The sequence below is a fragment of the Prochlorococcus marinus str. MIT 0917 genome (genome assembly GCF_027359575.1).
In the GTDB taxonomy this organism is placed as follows: domain Bacteria; phylum Cyanobacteriota; class Cyanobacteriia; order PCC-6307; family Cyanobiaceae; genus Prochlorococcus_B; species Prochlorococcus_B marinus_D.
In genome coordinates, this window is record NZ_CP114784.1 from 1,005,573 (window position 1) to 1,019,278 (window position 13,706).

General features: G+C 37.0%; 19 protein-coding genes. 12 read left to right on the forward strand and 7 right to left on the reverse strand.

Annotated features, from left to right (window positions below; all coding sequences use genetic code 11):
- Positions 1-29 precede the first annotated feature (29 nt).
- Together O5637_RS05875 and O5637_RS05880 are read right to left on the reverse strand one after the other, a co-directional pair.
- Positions 30-512 (reverse strand): hypothetical protein, encoded by a 483-nt coding sequence (locus O5637_RS05875; RefSeq protein WP_269603360.1) that lies wholly within the window; start codon positions 510-512, stop codon positions 30-32.
- A 155-nt stretch (positions 513-667) separates the two neighbouring features.
- Positions 668-1,858: a hypothetical protein gene (locus tag O5637_RS05880; RefSeq protein ID WP_269603361.1), complete on the reverse strand. Its 1,191-nt coding sequence runs from the start codon at positions 1,856-1,858 to the stop codon at positions 668-670.
- 241 nt (positions 1,859-2,099) lie between these two features.
- Between O5637_RS05880 and O5637_RS05885 the strand changes: the two genes are divergently transcribed.
- Both O5637_RS05885 and O5637_RS05890 read left to right on the forward strand, forming a co-directional pair.
- The gene (locus tag O5637_RS05885; protein ID WP_269603363.1) at positions 2,100-2,297 is read left to right on the forward strand and encodes a DUF3721 domain-containing protein; all 198 of its coding nucleotides are present in this window, start codon (positions 2,100-2,102) and stop codon (positions 2,295-2,297) included.
- Positions 2,298-2,309: 12 nt separating this feature from the next.
- Complete coding sequence (locus O5637_RS05890; protein ID WP_269603365.1) at positions 2,310-2,753, forward strand: hypothetical protein; 444 nt, start codon at positions 2,310-2,312, stop codon at positions 2,751-2,753.
- A gap of 133 nt (positions 2,754-2,886) precedes the next feature.
- On the opposite strand, the gene O5637_RS05895 is transcribed toward O5637_RS05890, so the two are convergent.
- Both O5637_RS05895 and O5637_RS05900 read right to left on the reverse strand, forming a co-directional pair.
- Complete coding sequence (locus O5637_RS05895; RefSeq protein ID WP_269603367.1) at positions 2,887-3,504, reverse strand: hypothetical protein; 618 nt, start codon at positions 3,502-3,504, stop codon at positions 2,887-2,889.
- Between the two features lie 159 nt (positions 3,505-3,663).
- Positions 3,664-4,449 (reverse strand): metal ABC transporter permease, encoded by a 786-nt coding sequence (locus tag O5637_RS05900; protein WP_269603369.1) that lies wholly within the window; start codon positions 4,447-4,449, stop codon positions 3,664-3,666.
- 53 nt (positions 4,450-4,502) lie between these two features.
- On the opposite strand from O5637_RS05900, the gene O5637_RS05905 reads away from it, so the two are divergent.
- Positions 4,503-4,907: a Fur family transcriptional regulator gene (locus O5637_RS05905; RefSeq protein ID WP_269603371.1), complete on the forward strand. Its 405-nt coding sequence runs from the start codon at positions 4,503-4,505 to the stop codon at positions 4,905-4,907.
- A gap of 23 nt (positions 4,908-4,930) precedes the next feature.
- On the opposite strand, the gene O5637_RS05910 is transcribed toward O5637_RS05905, so the two are convergent.
- A complete protein-coding gene (locus O5637_RS05910; protein WP_269603373.1) occupies positions 4,931-5,626 on the reverse strand; it encodes an ABC transporter ATP-binding protein in 696 nt (231 codons plus the stop codon).
- Positions 5,627-5,717: 91 nt separating this feature from the next.
- Here O5637_RS05910 and O5637_RS05915 point away from each other — a divergent pair, with 91 nt between their 5' ends.
- From O5637_RS05915 to O5637_RS05950, 8 genes are all read left to right on the forward strand, one after another.
- Positions 5,718-7,244 carry a metal ABC transporter solute-binding protein, Zn/Mn family gene (locus O5637_RS05915; protein ID WP_269603375.1) on the forward strand — a complete coding sequence of 509 codons (1,527 nt, stop codon included), beginning with the start codon at positions 5,718-5,720 and terminating at the stop codon, positions 7,242-7,244.
- Between the two features lie 56 nt (positions 7,245-7,300).
- A complete protein-coding gene (locus tag O5637_RS05920; protein WP_269603377.1) occupies positions 7,301-7,618 on the forward strand; it encodes a hypothetical protein in 318 nt (105 codons plus the stop codon).
- Between the two features lie 9 nt (positions 7,619-7,627).
- Positions 7,628-9,010 (forward strand): CobW family GTP-binding protein, encoded by a 1,383-nt coding sequence (locus O5637_RS05925; protein ID WP_269603379.1) that lies wholly within the window; start codon positions 7,628-7,630, stop codon positions 9,008-9,010.
- Complete coding sequence (locus tag O5637_RS05930; RefSeq protein WP_269603381.1) at positions 8,998-10,071, forward strand: WD40 repeat domain-containing protein; 1,074 nt, start codon at positions 8,998-9,000, stop codon at positions 10,069-10,071. The genes O5637_RS05925 and O5637_RS05930 overlap by 13 nt, the downstream gene beginning before the upstream one ends.
- Before the next feature lie 146 nt (positions 10,072-10,217).
- Positions 10,218-10,361 (forward strand): hypothetical protein, encoded by a 144-nt coding sequence (locus O5637_RS05935; RefSeq protein WP_181414077.1) that lies wholly within the window; start codon positions 10,218-10,220, stop codon positions 10,359-10,361.
- 127 nt (positions 10,362-10,488) lie between these two features.
- Positions 10,489-10,644 (forward strand): hypothetical protein, encoded by a 156-nt coding sequence (locus O5637_RS05940; RefSeq protein WP_269603384.1) that lies wholly within the window; start codon positions 10,489-10,491, stop codon positions 10,642-10,644.
- A gap of 154 nt (positions 10,645-10,798) precedes the next feature.
- Entirely contained in the window at positions 10,799-11,428 is a 630-nt protein-coding gene (locus O5637_RS05945) for a 2OG-Fe(II) oxygenase (protein ID WP_011824443.1), read from the forward strand.
- Positions 11,429-11,685: 257 nt separating this feature from the next.
- Entirely contained in the window at positions 11,686-11,841 is a 156-nt protein-coding gene (locus O5637_RS05950; RefSeq protein WP_181414079.1) for a hypothetical protein, read from the forward strand.
- Positions 11,842-12,415: 574 nt separating this feature from the next.
- Here O5637_RS05950 and O5637_RS05955 read toward each other — a convergent pair.
- On the reverse strand, positions 12,416-12,622 hold the full coding sequence (locus tag O5637_RS05955; protein ID WP_011295386.1) for a hypothetical protein: 207 nt from the start codon (positions 12,620-12,622) through the stop codon (positions 12,416-12,418).
- Between the two features lie 354 nt (positions 12,623-12,976).
- Here O5637_RS05955 and O5637_RS05960 point away from each other — a divergent pair, with 354 nt between their 5' ends.
- A complete protein-coding gene (locus tag O5637_RS05960) occupies positions 12,977-13,486 on the forward strand; it encodes a hemagglutinin (protein ID WP_269603393.1) in 510 nt (169 codons plus the stop codon).
- A 41-nt stretch (positions 13,487-13,527) separates the two neighbouring features.
- Here O5637_RS05960 and O5637_RS10800 read toward each other — a convergent pair whose 3' ends face one another.
- Positions 13,528-13,638, reverse strand: coding sequence for a chlorophyll a/b-binding protein (locus tag O5637_RS10800; RefSeq protein WP_420063710.1), 111 nt, complete (start codon positions 13,636-13,638; stop codon positions 13,528-13,530).
- Positions 13,639-13,706 lie beyond the last annotated feature (68 nt).

Consider the following 13,706-nt stretch of genomic DNA (forward strand, 5'->3'; position numbering starts at 1 on the left):
TCACTTACAACAACTGTTAAAAAGTTCTCTTAGAGAAAAGAGGGATCTAAAAGTGATGGTCGATAAGAAAGCAAAAATGGCCTTTGGTCACTCTTAACTGCAATAATCACATCTTCTCCAGTATGCCAAATCCATTGTTGCTGGGTAGGCCCGTTTTCAACATCAACATTTGTTCCAACTGGGGGACCAAAGCGATAGCGTAATCCTGCCAGGACCTCAGTCATATTTTCGTTGTCTATTTCATAAGCAAGTTGTTTTAATCCACCCTCCTTCTCAATTCGAACTCTAAGAGCCTTTACAGGTAAACCACTTATTTGAATATCGTTCACTTCGAACAGATTCTGATTTATTTTTTCTTTTATAGGAATGAAAGAGACACCAAGATGAGTCTCTACGCTTGAAAGATCCATTCCCCATTTCAATCCTTCAACACATGCATCAACTGGTTGAGAAAAAATTTGAATAAGCAAACCAAACACTATAACAAAAACGAATTTAGAAGCCTTTGTCATAGTTAAGAATTGACCCTTTTTAAACTTGATGATAGGTCTCTAGGTGTAAAAAATCATTGATTAGACTCTACATAAGTAAAATCTCTGCAATTGAGATAATAAGTTTAATATTATCTACTCAATTAGCTTAATCAAAGTAAAAACCAACATTAGCATTAGAACTTGAAAGTGGTTTTAACCAATGCTCCATTAACGTCCTCTTTACCATCTTGTTCAATAACAAAAATAGCTGGGGTAACTGTGACACTATCGTTCACCGAAAAATCATAAAAAGCTTCCCAAGCCAAAGGATCATCATAACCACTGTCATCTCTATGAGTTTCGGCTGTTCCAATACCAAATCCAAACTTATTCCCCTCAATAAACGCATCATTCCATAGGAAGCCAACAGACCATGTATTGCCATCCTCCACCTTATTCATCGCAGTATCAGGATTATCCTCGTTTTCAGGATTCTTCCAACCAATACCAGCACTCAGACTGTAGTCGTCTCCAAATTGGTAACTACCACTAATTCCATATGAAGAGTAATCATTCACATCAGGAGAATCATCAGTATTCCCGTTATCCGCTTGAGTATAGGCCGCTGCAAGAGTAAATTTCTCATCAACCCATGCCAACTGAGTTGTTATGTGATCTTTACCATCATCAGTTAAAAAGCCAATCGAAGAATTTGATGCATCTTCTGAAACGAAGAGTGCAGAAGCAACTAATTTGTCTTGGGACCAAGTAATACCAGCACCCGCTCCCATTTTTTTGGAATAAGTATCATTGGCTCCTGCCTGGTTTAGTACAAACAAGACTCCATCGCCTGGGTAAGCACTCGGCCACACACCAAGCAAATCATCTTGACGAAGCTTGGGGCCAAAAGTTACTTGAATATCGTCTCCAACAGGGAATTGGTAATAAGCCTTGTGAAGTTCTAACGAATCACTACTACTAAAAGCAGTATCTAATCTTGCCTCACCCATCATCCCGAAGGGCTCCATCATTCCGAAATTACCTATGCGAACAGCAGTCTTAAGAATGTCTTGGCCAGTAAAACTGGTCATAAACATCAGCTTTGTATCGTAATGAAAAACTGTCCCATCCTTGTCCTCAGAAGTAGACATTCCACCCATTCCACCCATTCCACCCATTCCAGAATCGCTTACGCCATCTACTCCACCCAAAACAAAAGTCGTTTTACCCATAAACATAGTTGTAGGGTATGAATCCCCCATATTCATGTGACCAACATGGTGATCATGATGACCTTTCTGATCGCCACCTCCTGCTTCAACAGCCATTGGGGCCATTAAGCCTAACGCAGCAGGAATCAAGAGTAATCGCGAAAAGAGCTTCATAGATCTCACAAATACTAGCAAAACTAGTAAAACTATATATAAATAAAAATATAACCTCAAAAACTTGCGAGAGTTCTAAAAGACGTGCGTTTTGCTACAAAGATTGTGTGCGTTTTGCTACAAAGATTCAACGTCTTTTGCTGACAACGTTCACAAGTTAATTAACCTAAAACTAGACGAACTAGATAAACCTAGAATGATGAACAATCTCAAGCCTATTTTCACCGCCATCATTATTTCTATGTCGTTTTCACTGATGGGATGCTCGGGTAATTCCCAAACAAACGGAACTACTGCACTTTTTGAAACGAAAGCAGAAGCTGAAAAAGCAGCAAAAAATTTCAATTGCACTGGAGCTCATAAGATGGGAGATAAATGGATGCCTTGCAAAAGTCATACAGATCATGAATCTCATGATGGGCATCACCATCATCACTAATATTGTTAGATAATGACAAATTCAAATAGTACCGATCAGAACAATTCCGAAAGTCCTTCTCATTGCGGAAGTAAACCAAAAAAAATTGCATTTGGGATAGCGCCACTCGGATTTATATCCATTGGAATTGTTCCCATGGGAATTGTTACCATTGGGATTGTTCCCATGGGTGTAGTTTCTATAGGCGTAGTAGCTATGGGAGTCGTTAATGCCTCAATAGTAGGAATGGGAATATTTTCTGCAGGAATAACAACTATGGGTCTAAAGGTGTGGAGTCCGGAAAATAATGCTATTCACGAGTCAATCAATCGTTCAAATTCTCCTTCTTCAAAAAATATATATGCATATCCAACTAAAGCTCAGGCAGAGATCGAAGCCAAAAAGATCGGATGCAATGGTGTCCATAAGATGGGTAAATTATGGATGCCTTGTGCAATCCATATAAACCCTAACTAATCTTGAAGTAATTAAGAATTTAAAGCTGTGGTATAAACTTCTTGGCAATATATCTAAAAAAAGACTAAATTCATCCCCCTGTTTTGTAACAAATTAGGATTTAATTACCTTTCGAAAAGTGATCTTAATTGGTCTAAGAATATATATCTTCAACTAACATTGAACCCTTTTCGCAAATTTGCTCCTGTGAAGGGAACTCTTTATCGGAGCAACAACATTCTCCTCTATCTGAATTTTTGATCCAATTAATAATCCCTGTTCGGATTGGTTGAGGACAAACTTGTCCTGCTTTAAGGTGATTGATTTCTTCGCTTGTTAAAGGATCAGCATGTTCAATAAAAAGAGACTCTTTAAGCCTAAAAGAACATGTCTCATTCCATTGTTCAAAACAATTTATATGGTTTATAAAATCATTCCATGCTTCTTTCATTGATCTATATCCCTTCTTTTTTAACTCTTTGCTGAAAACAGCTTTTATGAATTCATTAAAATTCTGTAATTGATGAGGTGTAAAAGATGATGTGACATGGCTTTCATAATCAGGAAATTCAAGTTTTTTCTCTAATGATTGCAGTCTTTGTTCAATCATGTGAAATCGAGAATCTATCGATTCAACAGGCAGATTTTCTATTTGATTAACAAAACAATCAGAGACATAACCAACCAATGATTTTCCCGAAATCCTCGCACTCTCCTTAATCTTTTCTAAAAGTTTTGGGTCAATACTTACATTGAGTTGAGTTCTCTTCATGAGTTAATCAATGAAAGGGTGGGAAAATCCAATTAATGAATATTTTATTGAATTCAAAACCATATCGTTAACATTTTCAGATTTCTTGATCTTTAAGAAGCTATCTCTTTTCACCCATCCAAAAATTACCTCTTACAAGCAATAAGGGTAAAAATAAATCTATCTATTATTTGGTAGCAAAATTAATGAAATCACACAAAGAACACTAATCAAAGGTCCAGGAGGCAAATTCAAAATCATAGCTAGAGAAAAACCTATAAGCGATAAAATTAAGCCAAATATGGATGATCTAATCATTGCAATCCATAAAGATCTTGCTTTCTGTAATCCCAACAAAGTTGGGGTTGAAAGTAACGCAATCACAAGAATGACTCCCACTGCAGACATTGAACTCACAATGACAAGTGCCGTAGTAAAACCAAGAGCCAAATTTAAAAAAGATACATTAACTCCACTTGAGGCAGCTCCTTCTGGATCAAGACCAATATGAACAAGCTTGTCGTAACCAAAAAGCATCAAACAAATAAATACCGAGAAAGCGATCAAAGTTCTTAGCAGATCACTCAAATTTGCAGTTAATAAATCTCCAAATAAAACAGCCTCCAAATCAATCCTGATACCCAGTAGAGGTATAAGCAAAACACCGAGTCCCATCGAACCAGCAAGAATTGTATTCATAACCGCTTCATAATTTTGATTTTTTCTATTTGTCAAGCTCTCTGCTGCAATAGCTCCTACCAAGCCGCTGATGACTCCACCAATAGAAGGATCCAAACCAAGCGCCATAGCCAAAGCTAGACCTGGCAAAACACAATGCGAAATCAAATTAACTTGAAGAAGCCTTTTATGAGTGATCAATACAGTGCCCATGGCAGGGCAAAGTATTCCTGAAAAGGAAGTTATCAAAAGAGGAATTATCCACCAATTTGTATTTAAAAAAGACATGAAGCCAATGATTCAGTATGGTCAGGAAGAGAGATCAAGTTAAGATCTTACAAATGAGCAAAAGCAAGCCTGAAATCACTAGACGTCAACAGCAACTGCTCAATGAACTCAAGAAATGTACTGATGAATTGAGTGGGCAAGAACTGCATAGACAACTTCATAATGGTGAAAAGGTCATGGGACTGACCACGGTCTATCGAAACCTGCAAGCTCTAGTAAAGCAAGGTTTGATTCGTTCCAGACATCTTCCCAATGGTGAGGTTCTTTATGCACCAGTTGAAAGAGATATTCATCATTTAACTTGCGTAAGCTGTGGAGAAACAACACGCTTAAAGGGATGTCCGGTCAAAACAACTGATCTGTCCAAAAAAACTTCTAAAAATTTTGAGCTTTTGTTTCATACTCTTGAGTACTTTGGTCTCTGCCAAAATTGTTCTCAGCAACTTAATGTTGGATAAGATTATTTGAATATGAATCAACCCTATAACTTCCACCTCAAATAATTAATTGAACTAAGTTTTTCTTGAACTTCCTGAGGGCTGCCAGAAGCCAAAATAATTTTATCTAAAGCAACAACCTTGTCATAGGCATTTAAAGATGTTCCCCAGTCGTGACTACTAACAAAGACAGTGAATCCCGAATCAGCTAGCTGACGAATGATTAACAGGAAATCTTCTTTAGCGGGAGGATCAAAGGCGGAGCAAGGTTCATCAAGAAGAAAAATTTTGGCTGGATTCATTAATGTTTTTGCAAGTAATGCTCTTTGTTGCTGACCACCAGACAAAGCATCAAGTCTCCTTTTTGCTAAATGAGATATTCCAACACGTTGAAGAGCAGCTTCTAATTCACAACAAGTCGATTTGGAATGATTTACTCGACCTAAGGAAACTAATCCTTCAACTGTGATAGGAAAATTCCAATTCAGCTTTCCTCTTTGAGGCATTAAAGCAATTTGAGATCGATCATTAATTAATGGTTTCCCTCCAACAGTGATTTTTCCTTTATCTGGTTTGCTGTTTCCTTGAAGCAAGCTTAATAATGTGGACTTTCCTGCACCATTGGGACCAACAAGAGCAGTCAAAGTACCTGGCTCCAGCTTTAGAGAAACCTCACTTAAAGCAGGTTTGATTTTACTGGAATAGGAATATGTCACATTTTCAGCAATCAAACTAGACATCAATTAGAGGATTTGCTGACAAGAAACATAATATACTTGCCAATCTCAAATGAAAATGATTATCGTTTTAGATACGTTAATTTTTGATTAAATGTCGAAATTGTTCAATCAACGCATCAAGAGCAAATCAATATTTAATAAAACAGTCCTTAAGAACTCTTTTCTTGCTGGAGCATTTTTATTTTCGGGAATTCATCAGAGCGCACAGGCAAATTCAAAATCAATTATTGCTGTAGAGCCATTAGTCTGCGATGTCGTTTCTGCAATTGCACCACCCTCTACTCCCGTAACCTGCTTAATTGATAGAAAACAAGATGTTCATGATGTCAAGATCACCCCAAGGCAAGCTCAAACACTAAAAAGTGCGAATCAAATATTTACGCTTGGTTCAGAGATGACCCCTGCAATTAAAAAATGGTTAGATAATCCCTTAACTGTTGTCGTTGGTGTAAGTGCAATAGAAATAGACGATCATCATGACGACCACGATGATCATTCAGCTGCTAAACATGACGATCATGATGACCACGATGATCATTCAGCTGCTAAACATGACGATCATGATGACCACGATGATCATGGTGATAGCCATGGAGAAGGAGCTTTTGAATGGGCTGGTGTTTTTGATCTTTCAGCAGGAACATACAAATGGTCTTTTGCCAAAGTCGATGGAGACTATGCTGATCCTGCAATGAAAATGGTTATTCTCAATTCTGGTGATATTGAAGCATCAGAAGAGCTTGCCAAAGAATTATTAGGATCTAAGGATTCAGAAACCAAACGCAATAATGACAAACTTGTTGCGCAGGAAAAAGCATATTTTCTTTCATTTAATGAGAAGAAAGACATCACAACCTTTACTGTAGAAATCAAAAAAGCTGGTAAATATGCATTCTTTACTGAGCATATGCCTTTTGAGTTTGAAGCCGACGAACATTTCTTTAAGGATGTTTCAGGCGACGATGTTGAACCTATAGCTCAAGTTCCAGATGAAGGCGATCATCATCATCACCATGATCATGGTGGGCTAGATCCTCATATCTGGCATGACCCTCATAACATCATCAAGATGGGAAATGTCATTTCTAAAAATATCAATAAGAAAATTTCCTTCTTTGACAGAGAAACAAAAAAAGTTTTAAAAGAAAGAACTCAAGCCGTTAATTCTATTTTAGAAGATCTCGACTTATGGACTCAAAAACAAGTTGCTACAATTCCTACTGATCGAAGGACAATCGTTTCTAAGCACAAAGCGATGGAATATTACGGAGATGCATTTGGCTTGAAGACTTTGAGTCTATTAGATTTCCTTGGTGATTCTTCCAGCCTTAGACCAGAGACTATTTCTACGGTAATAGCTGAGCTCAAAGAAGAAAACGTGAACGTCTTATTCGCTGAGCAAAAGCCTCCTTCCAAGCTATTAAAAAACTTAAGCAGACAAACTTCCACCCCTATTGCAAGAAATCAAATCTTTGTTGATGGTCTAATGCTAGAAGGGAATACTGTTTCAGTAGCAGTACACAACACATGTACAATTGTTGATTCGCTTGGTGGAGAATGTGATGAGAGAGAGGGGGATGAACTTGAGGGTAAATGGAATGATTTAACCAACCCTTAAGATTCAAAATTTGAATAATGTCTAACTTGAAAAAAGTTAGACATTATTCAAACTACATGTTTCCAACCAAAGGATATAAAGCATACAAACAACATTGGGAAGACCAAGCGGGTTTCATGGATAAACCACCATGGGACCAAGATAAGATCCTAAAACTTATTATCTCAACTGATTTCGATTCCAATCTAAAAGAACTTCAATTTTCAAATCATTCGCTTAAAAAAGAGAATGGGGAAAATACATTAAGAGTAAAAGTCCCTTATAATTATTACGAACTTGATGACTTCGAGTCAAAATCACTTGAATTATTGGGTATTCAAGAAAATTGGATAACTGATATTTCTCTTGAAAACTCACATTGTTCAAATCGTTAATTAAAGGAAATGAGTACCAAACAAAAAGTACCGGTGACAATACTGACTGGTTTCCTAGGATCTGGCAAAACGACTCTTCTTAATCGAATTCTAAGCGAAGAGCACGGTAAAAAAATAGCTGTTATTGAAAATGAATATGGTGAAGTTGGTATTGATCAAGGATTAGTAATCAATGCTGATGAAGAGGTCTTCGAGATGTCGAATGGTTGCATCTGTTGCACCGTTCGGGGTGATCTAATTCGTGTACTTGGAAACCTCATGAAGAGGCGAGACAAATTTGACTACGTATTAGTTGAAACTACTGGCCTTGCTGATCCTGGTCCTGTCGCTCAGACATTCTTTATGGACGATGAAATCCGTGAGGAGTTTTCACTTGATGGCATAGTCACACTTGTTGATGCAGCCCATATAGAGCAACAACTTGGTCGAAGTGATGAGAGTTCAGAGCAAGTTGCCTTTGCTGACGTCCTTGTCTTAAATAAAACTGATCTAGTTTCAGATGAATCACTCGACAACTTAGAATTACGGCTACGCGATATGAATCGTATGGCTCGTGTCATACGCAGTAAACAAGCAGACGTCTCAATTGATACTGTGCTAAATCTAAGTGCTTTTGATCTAGATCAAGTACTTCAGCGTCGTCCAACTTTTCTTGAACCAGAATACCCATTTGAGTGGACAGGTGTTTTTTCACTTGAAAAAGGTCGCTATGAACTTACGCTCGAAGAAGGTCCAGACCCCACAATGTCTCTCGTCCTGTTATTAAATCAAGGCAAGGATGAGACATCACTCAACTCAGGGGCTGAATCATGCGTAAGACTATATGCCGAACAAGAACAACTTATGAATCCAGGGGATATGGTCCCAGTCGGCAAACATGTAAGCCTTCAACTGCAATCCGGAGGAACTAAGTCCTTCTTCATAGATGTTGATAAGGCAAGGGATATAGGTCTGTTCACTCAACATACAGCCGAAGAATTTAATATGAAATTAACGAAAGTAAATACTCCTTCTACAGATGAGATAGATAATGATCAGAACACCTCTACAATTTCTCCAATAGCTGAAAGGGTTTGGGTAGCTGAACACGAACACGATGACGAAGTAGGTTCAATCGCTATCGAGCGAGAGGGTGATGTAGATCCGGAGAAACTCAATAGATGGCTAAGTCGACTTTTGTCTGAGAAAGGTGTGGATATATTTCGCACCAAAGGTTTCATTAGTTATGCGGGTGAATCTAAGCGAATAGTTTTTCAAGGAGTACACATGCTCTTCACAGCACAACCTGATAAAGAATGGGGCAATGAACCTCGCCGTAACCAACTCGTCTTTATCGGTAGAAATCTTGATGCAGCAGAAATGAGTAGGGAGTTTGACAAATGTCTGGTATAGAAGCATTTAGTCCCAAGGGAATGCTTCATGAAGGTTGGTCTACGCAAGTTGACGACTATGCGATTGTCTGCGGCTGGGCACTAGAAGGTAAAACTTTTTTAGTAGGTGATGTCGCTGGTGGGCTTTACGCATTTGAGGGAAAATCTGGAAAGCTCATTTGGCAAATAAAAGACATACATAAAGGTGGCTTACTCGCAATGTCTATACATCCAAATGGAAAGACTTTTGCAACTGCTGGCCAAGATGGACATGTGAATATATGGGAAAGCCAAGAGGGTACGGCAACTAATGCTTTGGAACTTGGGAAAGGATGGGTTGAGCACATCAAGTGGTCCCCAGACGGAAAATTTTTAGCAGTAGTTTTTACTAAATACGTCTATGTTTTTGATGATAAAGGTCAAGAACATTGGCGATCAGAGGAGCATCCCAGCACTGTCAGCGCAATTGCTTGGTCTAATTCAAATGAATTAGCAACAGCATGCTATGGCCAAGTCACTTTTTTTGATGTAGTAAACGACAAGATCAATCAAAAGTTGGAGTGGCGAGGCTCACTGGTATCAATGGTGCTTAGTCCAGATGGAGACATAGTGGCATGCGGCAGTCAGGATAATTCTGTTCATTTCTGGCGTCGTTCAACAGATGAAGATTCAGAGATGACAGGATATCCAGGCAAACCAAGCCACCTAGCTTTTGATCAAACTGGCACAGTTCTTGCTACTGGGGGTAGTGATCGAGTAACGGTTTGGAGTTTTCAAGACGATGGTCCTGAGGGCACTGTACCTGGAGAGTTAATGCTTCATACCGAACCCATTTCATGCCTTGCTTTCTCACATAGCGGGATGCTTTTAGCTTCTGGCGCGAGAGATGGTTCAGTTTTTTCTTGGTTCCTCCAAGCAGATGGTCAGGGTGATCCAGTTGGTGGTGCATTTTCAGGTGACCTTGTAAGCCAAATCGCTTGGCACCCTGATGACACTGCCTTGGCTGCAATAAATGCAAACGGAGGAATTACGGTTTGGGATTTTAAGGTTCGGACGAAAACGTCACCTCAAGGATTCGAATAAGGTCAAAATTTCTTATTTGCAATAGATACTCGAGGGCTGCTCGATTGCTATTGCCTAGAAAATTAAAACTTCAACAAGAGGAGTTTTTACTGATGTATAAATATTCCACATAACTTATATATGGTTATATTCCACCAGAGGACTCAATGAAAAAAACAATTCTTTGGCTTCAAGAATTACTCATTTCAATGGGAAATGCTCTATTTCATCCTTATAAAGATAACTCACCTCCAAGTTTTGAGGCGCAGCCTTTCAAAGATGACCCTTACAAGAACCGAGGAATTGCATAGGGCAAGGTCAAAATTGTTTTAAATTTCAAAGAGAGGTTCAACTGGGCCTCTTTTTTATTATCTATTTTCGAGAAGAGAAAGTAATGACCGAACCATAAAGAATTAGAGAATGTGCTTTAATAAGCCCATGAACTCACAGATTAAGAAGAAGTTAAGCACAAGCAATTCTGGCGTTAACTTAAAAAAAACCGACAAGAAACAACCTACTTGGCATTTTGAAGTTGAAGGTAGCGGTCAAAGAAAGAGATATTTAAGATCTCTGAAAGACAAAGCTGTAGCTTAATTTATAGCCTTTTAATAAAACAACTTCATTTAAATCAAACACAACCCCTCTAGCCAACTAAAAGAGGGCAAATGTCTCTATTGGATTTTTATTGAATTAGTACTTTCAATGGATTTAAAGTATCCAGAGATCGAAAAAACCTTAAAAAAATTCCATGAATTTAATAGCTAGCTATAGAAATAAAGGTTTTGAATCTGTTGCAGATGGTGTGATGTCATTTTTCGATCGTCGCACGGACTTGCATCGCAATGGAATCGCCTTCAGCAATGGATCAAATAATGATTCAGATCCTGCAAAAATTTCTACTGATATCAGCCTTGTAGCCATAGATCGCAGCGACCCAGAAGCATTTGCACTCTCTGAGGTCATTGTAAGAGGCGTCGATGCTGGGCTTCAAAAATACCTCCAAGATCGTCCTCTTTTTAGTAAATGCTCCCCAGAACAATCATTATTTGTCAATCCAATTTTCAACATACAACGTTATGCCCCTGGAGAAGGATTTAAAAAATGGCATTGTGACTGGACGATTAGCGAAGAAGCAACCGAACCGGTTCATAGAGTTTTAGCTTGGATTCTCTATTGCAATGATGTCGAATCTGGAGGTACAGAATTCCACTGGCAGGAATATCATGAGACAGCTGAACGAGGAAAATTAGTTATTTTCCCTGCTGGATTGACGCATATTCATAGAGGCAGAGTTAACAAAATTCATTCCAAAACAATTGCAACTGGTTGGATAAATGCAGGTTCAAGAGACTCATATATTTCCAGACTGGCAAGTTAATTAATAGAAAAATATTCTTACACAATTATTTTTTCAAGGTAGAGACAAGATTGCTCCATCTCTCCATAGAGTCCATAAGCAATAATTTTTTCCCAAATCGGACTTTATGCTTGAAAAGACAAAAAGTTTCGGATCTAAATTGATAATAATTTTTGAAGAAACTTCAACAGATTGAGAATGAATTGTGTATTATCAACAGACGTTCAGCTCTATTCGAGTCGCAGTTAGATTCAAGCCATGGAACGGGGACTTGAACAATGACAATTTTTCTAATGGCTGAACTAACTTACAGAGGACTTAAGTACTCTCAAAACAAATCTGCTAAAAGCTCTCAAGAAGTGCACTTGCAGTATTGTGGTCATGAAATCATGAGTAAGAGAATCCATGAAGCCATGAAAGCTGAAATGGGTTGAGAAAGAATTAGAAAAAAGTCTTTCCATTAGTTAAATATAGTTTTTAATTATATTTTTGAATTTTGTTATTTATAAACTAAATAATAAACTAGTTTATTAAAATACTGAATCAATCAATACAGTTTTAATTTAATTAATGCCTTAAAAGTAAACTCTTTTCAAATCAAACATGCAATATGAGCCGGGGACGATAGATTGCCATGTCTTCCTAGAATGCAAAGAGCAAATAGAGAAGATGCTACTTAGATTATACAAAGTAGAGAATACTGAGCATATTTGTAACCAACTTCAATCTATTTACCAACAAATAGAAGGTATGCATGAGTTAAAGAAAGTTAAGAGAAAAAAAATTTATACTAATTAAGCTTTAAGCAAATAAATTCAAAACTTACTTTAATTTTTAATAGATTTTTAATTCTGTATCAATTAAGTCTTAACTTATCCAACTAAATTACCTATAACTGTTTTATCAGAAAACCCGTTCCAAAGTTTTCTGTAGGGAGGTCAGCACTACTGGGAAGGGTTTTGACCTCCCTCTAATTTTTTAAAAAAAGTAATTAATTTAATAAATTTACTAATTAAATCCTAATTTCAAAGTTCCCCAAAGATCAAATGCACCAAATAAAAAAGCTATAAAAACCAAGTCCCATGCTTTCTGCTTAATAGCCCAAGGAGCAAAAAATACTTCACCAAGGCCATGAAGAGCTGCTCCTATTCCTAGATGATCTAAAACCAAAAGGCCATGAGATAGTAAAAATAATCCACTAGCAAAGTATCTCAAAAAGGTATCGTAAGTTATGAGTTTAATTTTTTTTTATGTTCGAAAAAGTAATCGCTGTTTCAGGGAGAGATTTAAAAGTTTTGACCATCAAGTCAACCAAGAGTTTTTTATTTTTAATGCCTGATTTAGTCATAACCAGATAGCTTAATGTAGTTAAAGTTATAAATATTTTTGATATTCTTATGTATCATTAATTGCTTTGTGAGCTAAATAAAACAAAGCATATTTGATGACTTTTAGTATATTTAAATACCCTTACTCTTACCTAAAAGATAATTAATTCGATAAAAGTGAATCAATTAATACAGTTAGATACATTTATTCACGTAATATTTGGTACAAATAAAATTTTTAATGAAACTCAATTTTGTACCGGTTAATATTTTTCGAGAGACTCCTGAAGTAACTTTTTTAGATGCCAGTGTTGAAGATTCAAATGGTAGTGACGTTGTTATTCATAGAGGAGGAGCAACTTCCCCCCCTGATTTAAATAGCTTCGAGCAATATTATGTACACTATCATCAAACAGATAATAATCTGGTACTTCAGGGAGATAGGATTTTCACGCTATTAAATCCTCTCTGGGATGAACCTCATCACATAATTTATCTCAATAGATTCATGGGGGCACTACAAATACCTATCGGTACTTTTCATAGATCAATATCTGGAAATGATGGAAGTATTGTTATCAATCAGGCAATCAGAGATAAACAATTTGAGGCGAAAACAGAATTTAATCCTATAAGTATTGAAAATAGAATTGATCTACAAAAAGCCAAATCTAAAGAACCTATTATCTGGTTATGGAAAGGGGGAGAAATCAAGAGAATTAAAGATTCTCTATTCCTAAAAGTAGCTTAACTTTTCTATTCCTAAAAAAATTAATTCAATACATATAGTATCTAAGAAATATTTATTCTAAATACTATTTCTAGGAATAAAACAAATAATACACCTGACATTGCAATCCTGCCATGAACTATTTCAGTTTTGCTTAGTCTCTCGAAAGACATGAACTAAAAACAAGCTAGTCGATTTATAACAAACTTAATAAAGAGAGCAAGTATCAAAAAATGCTTTT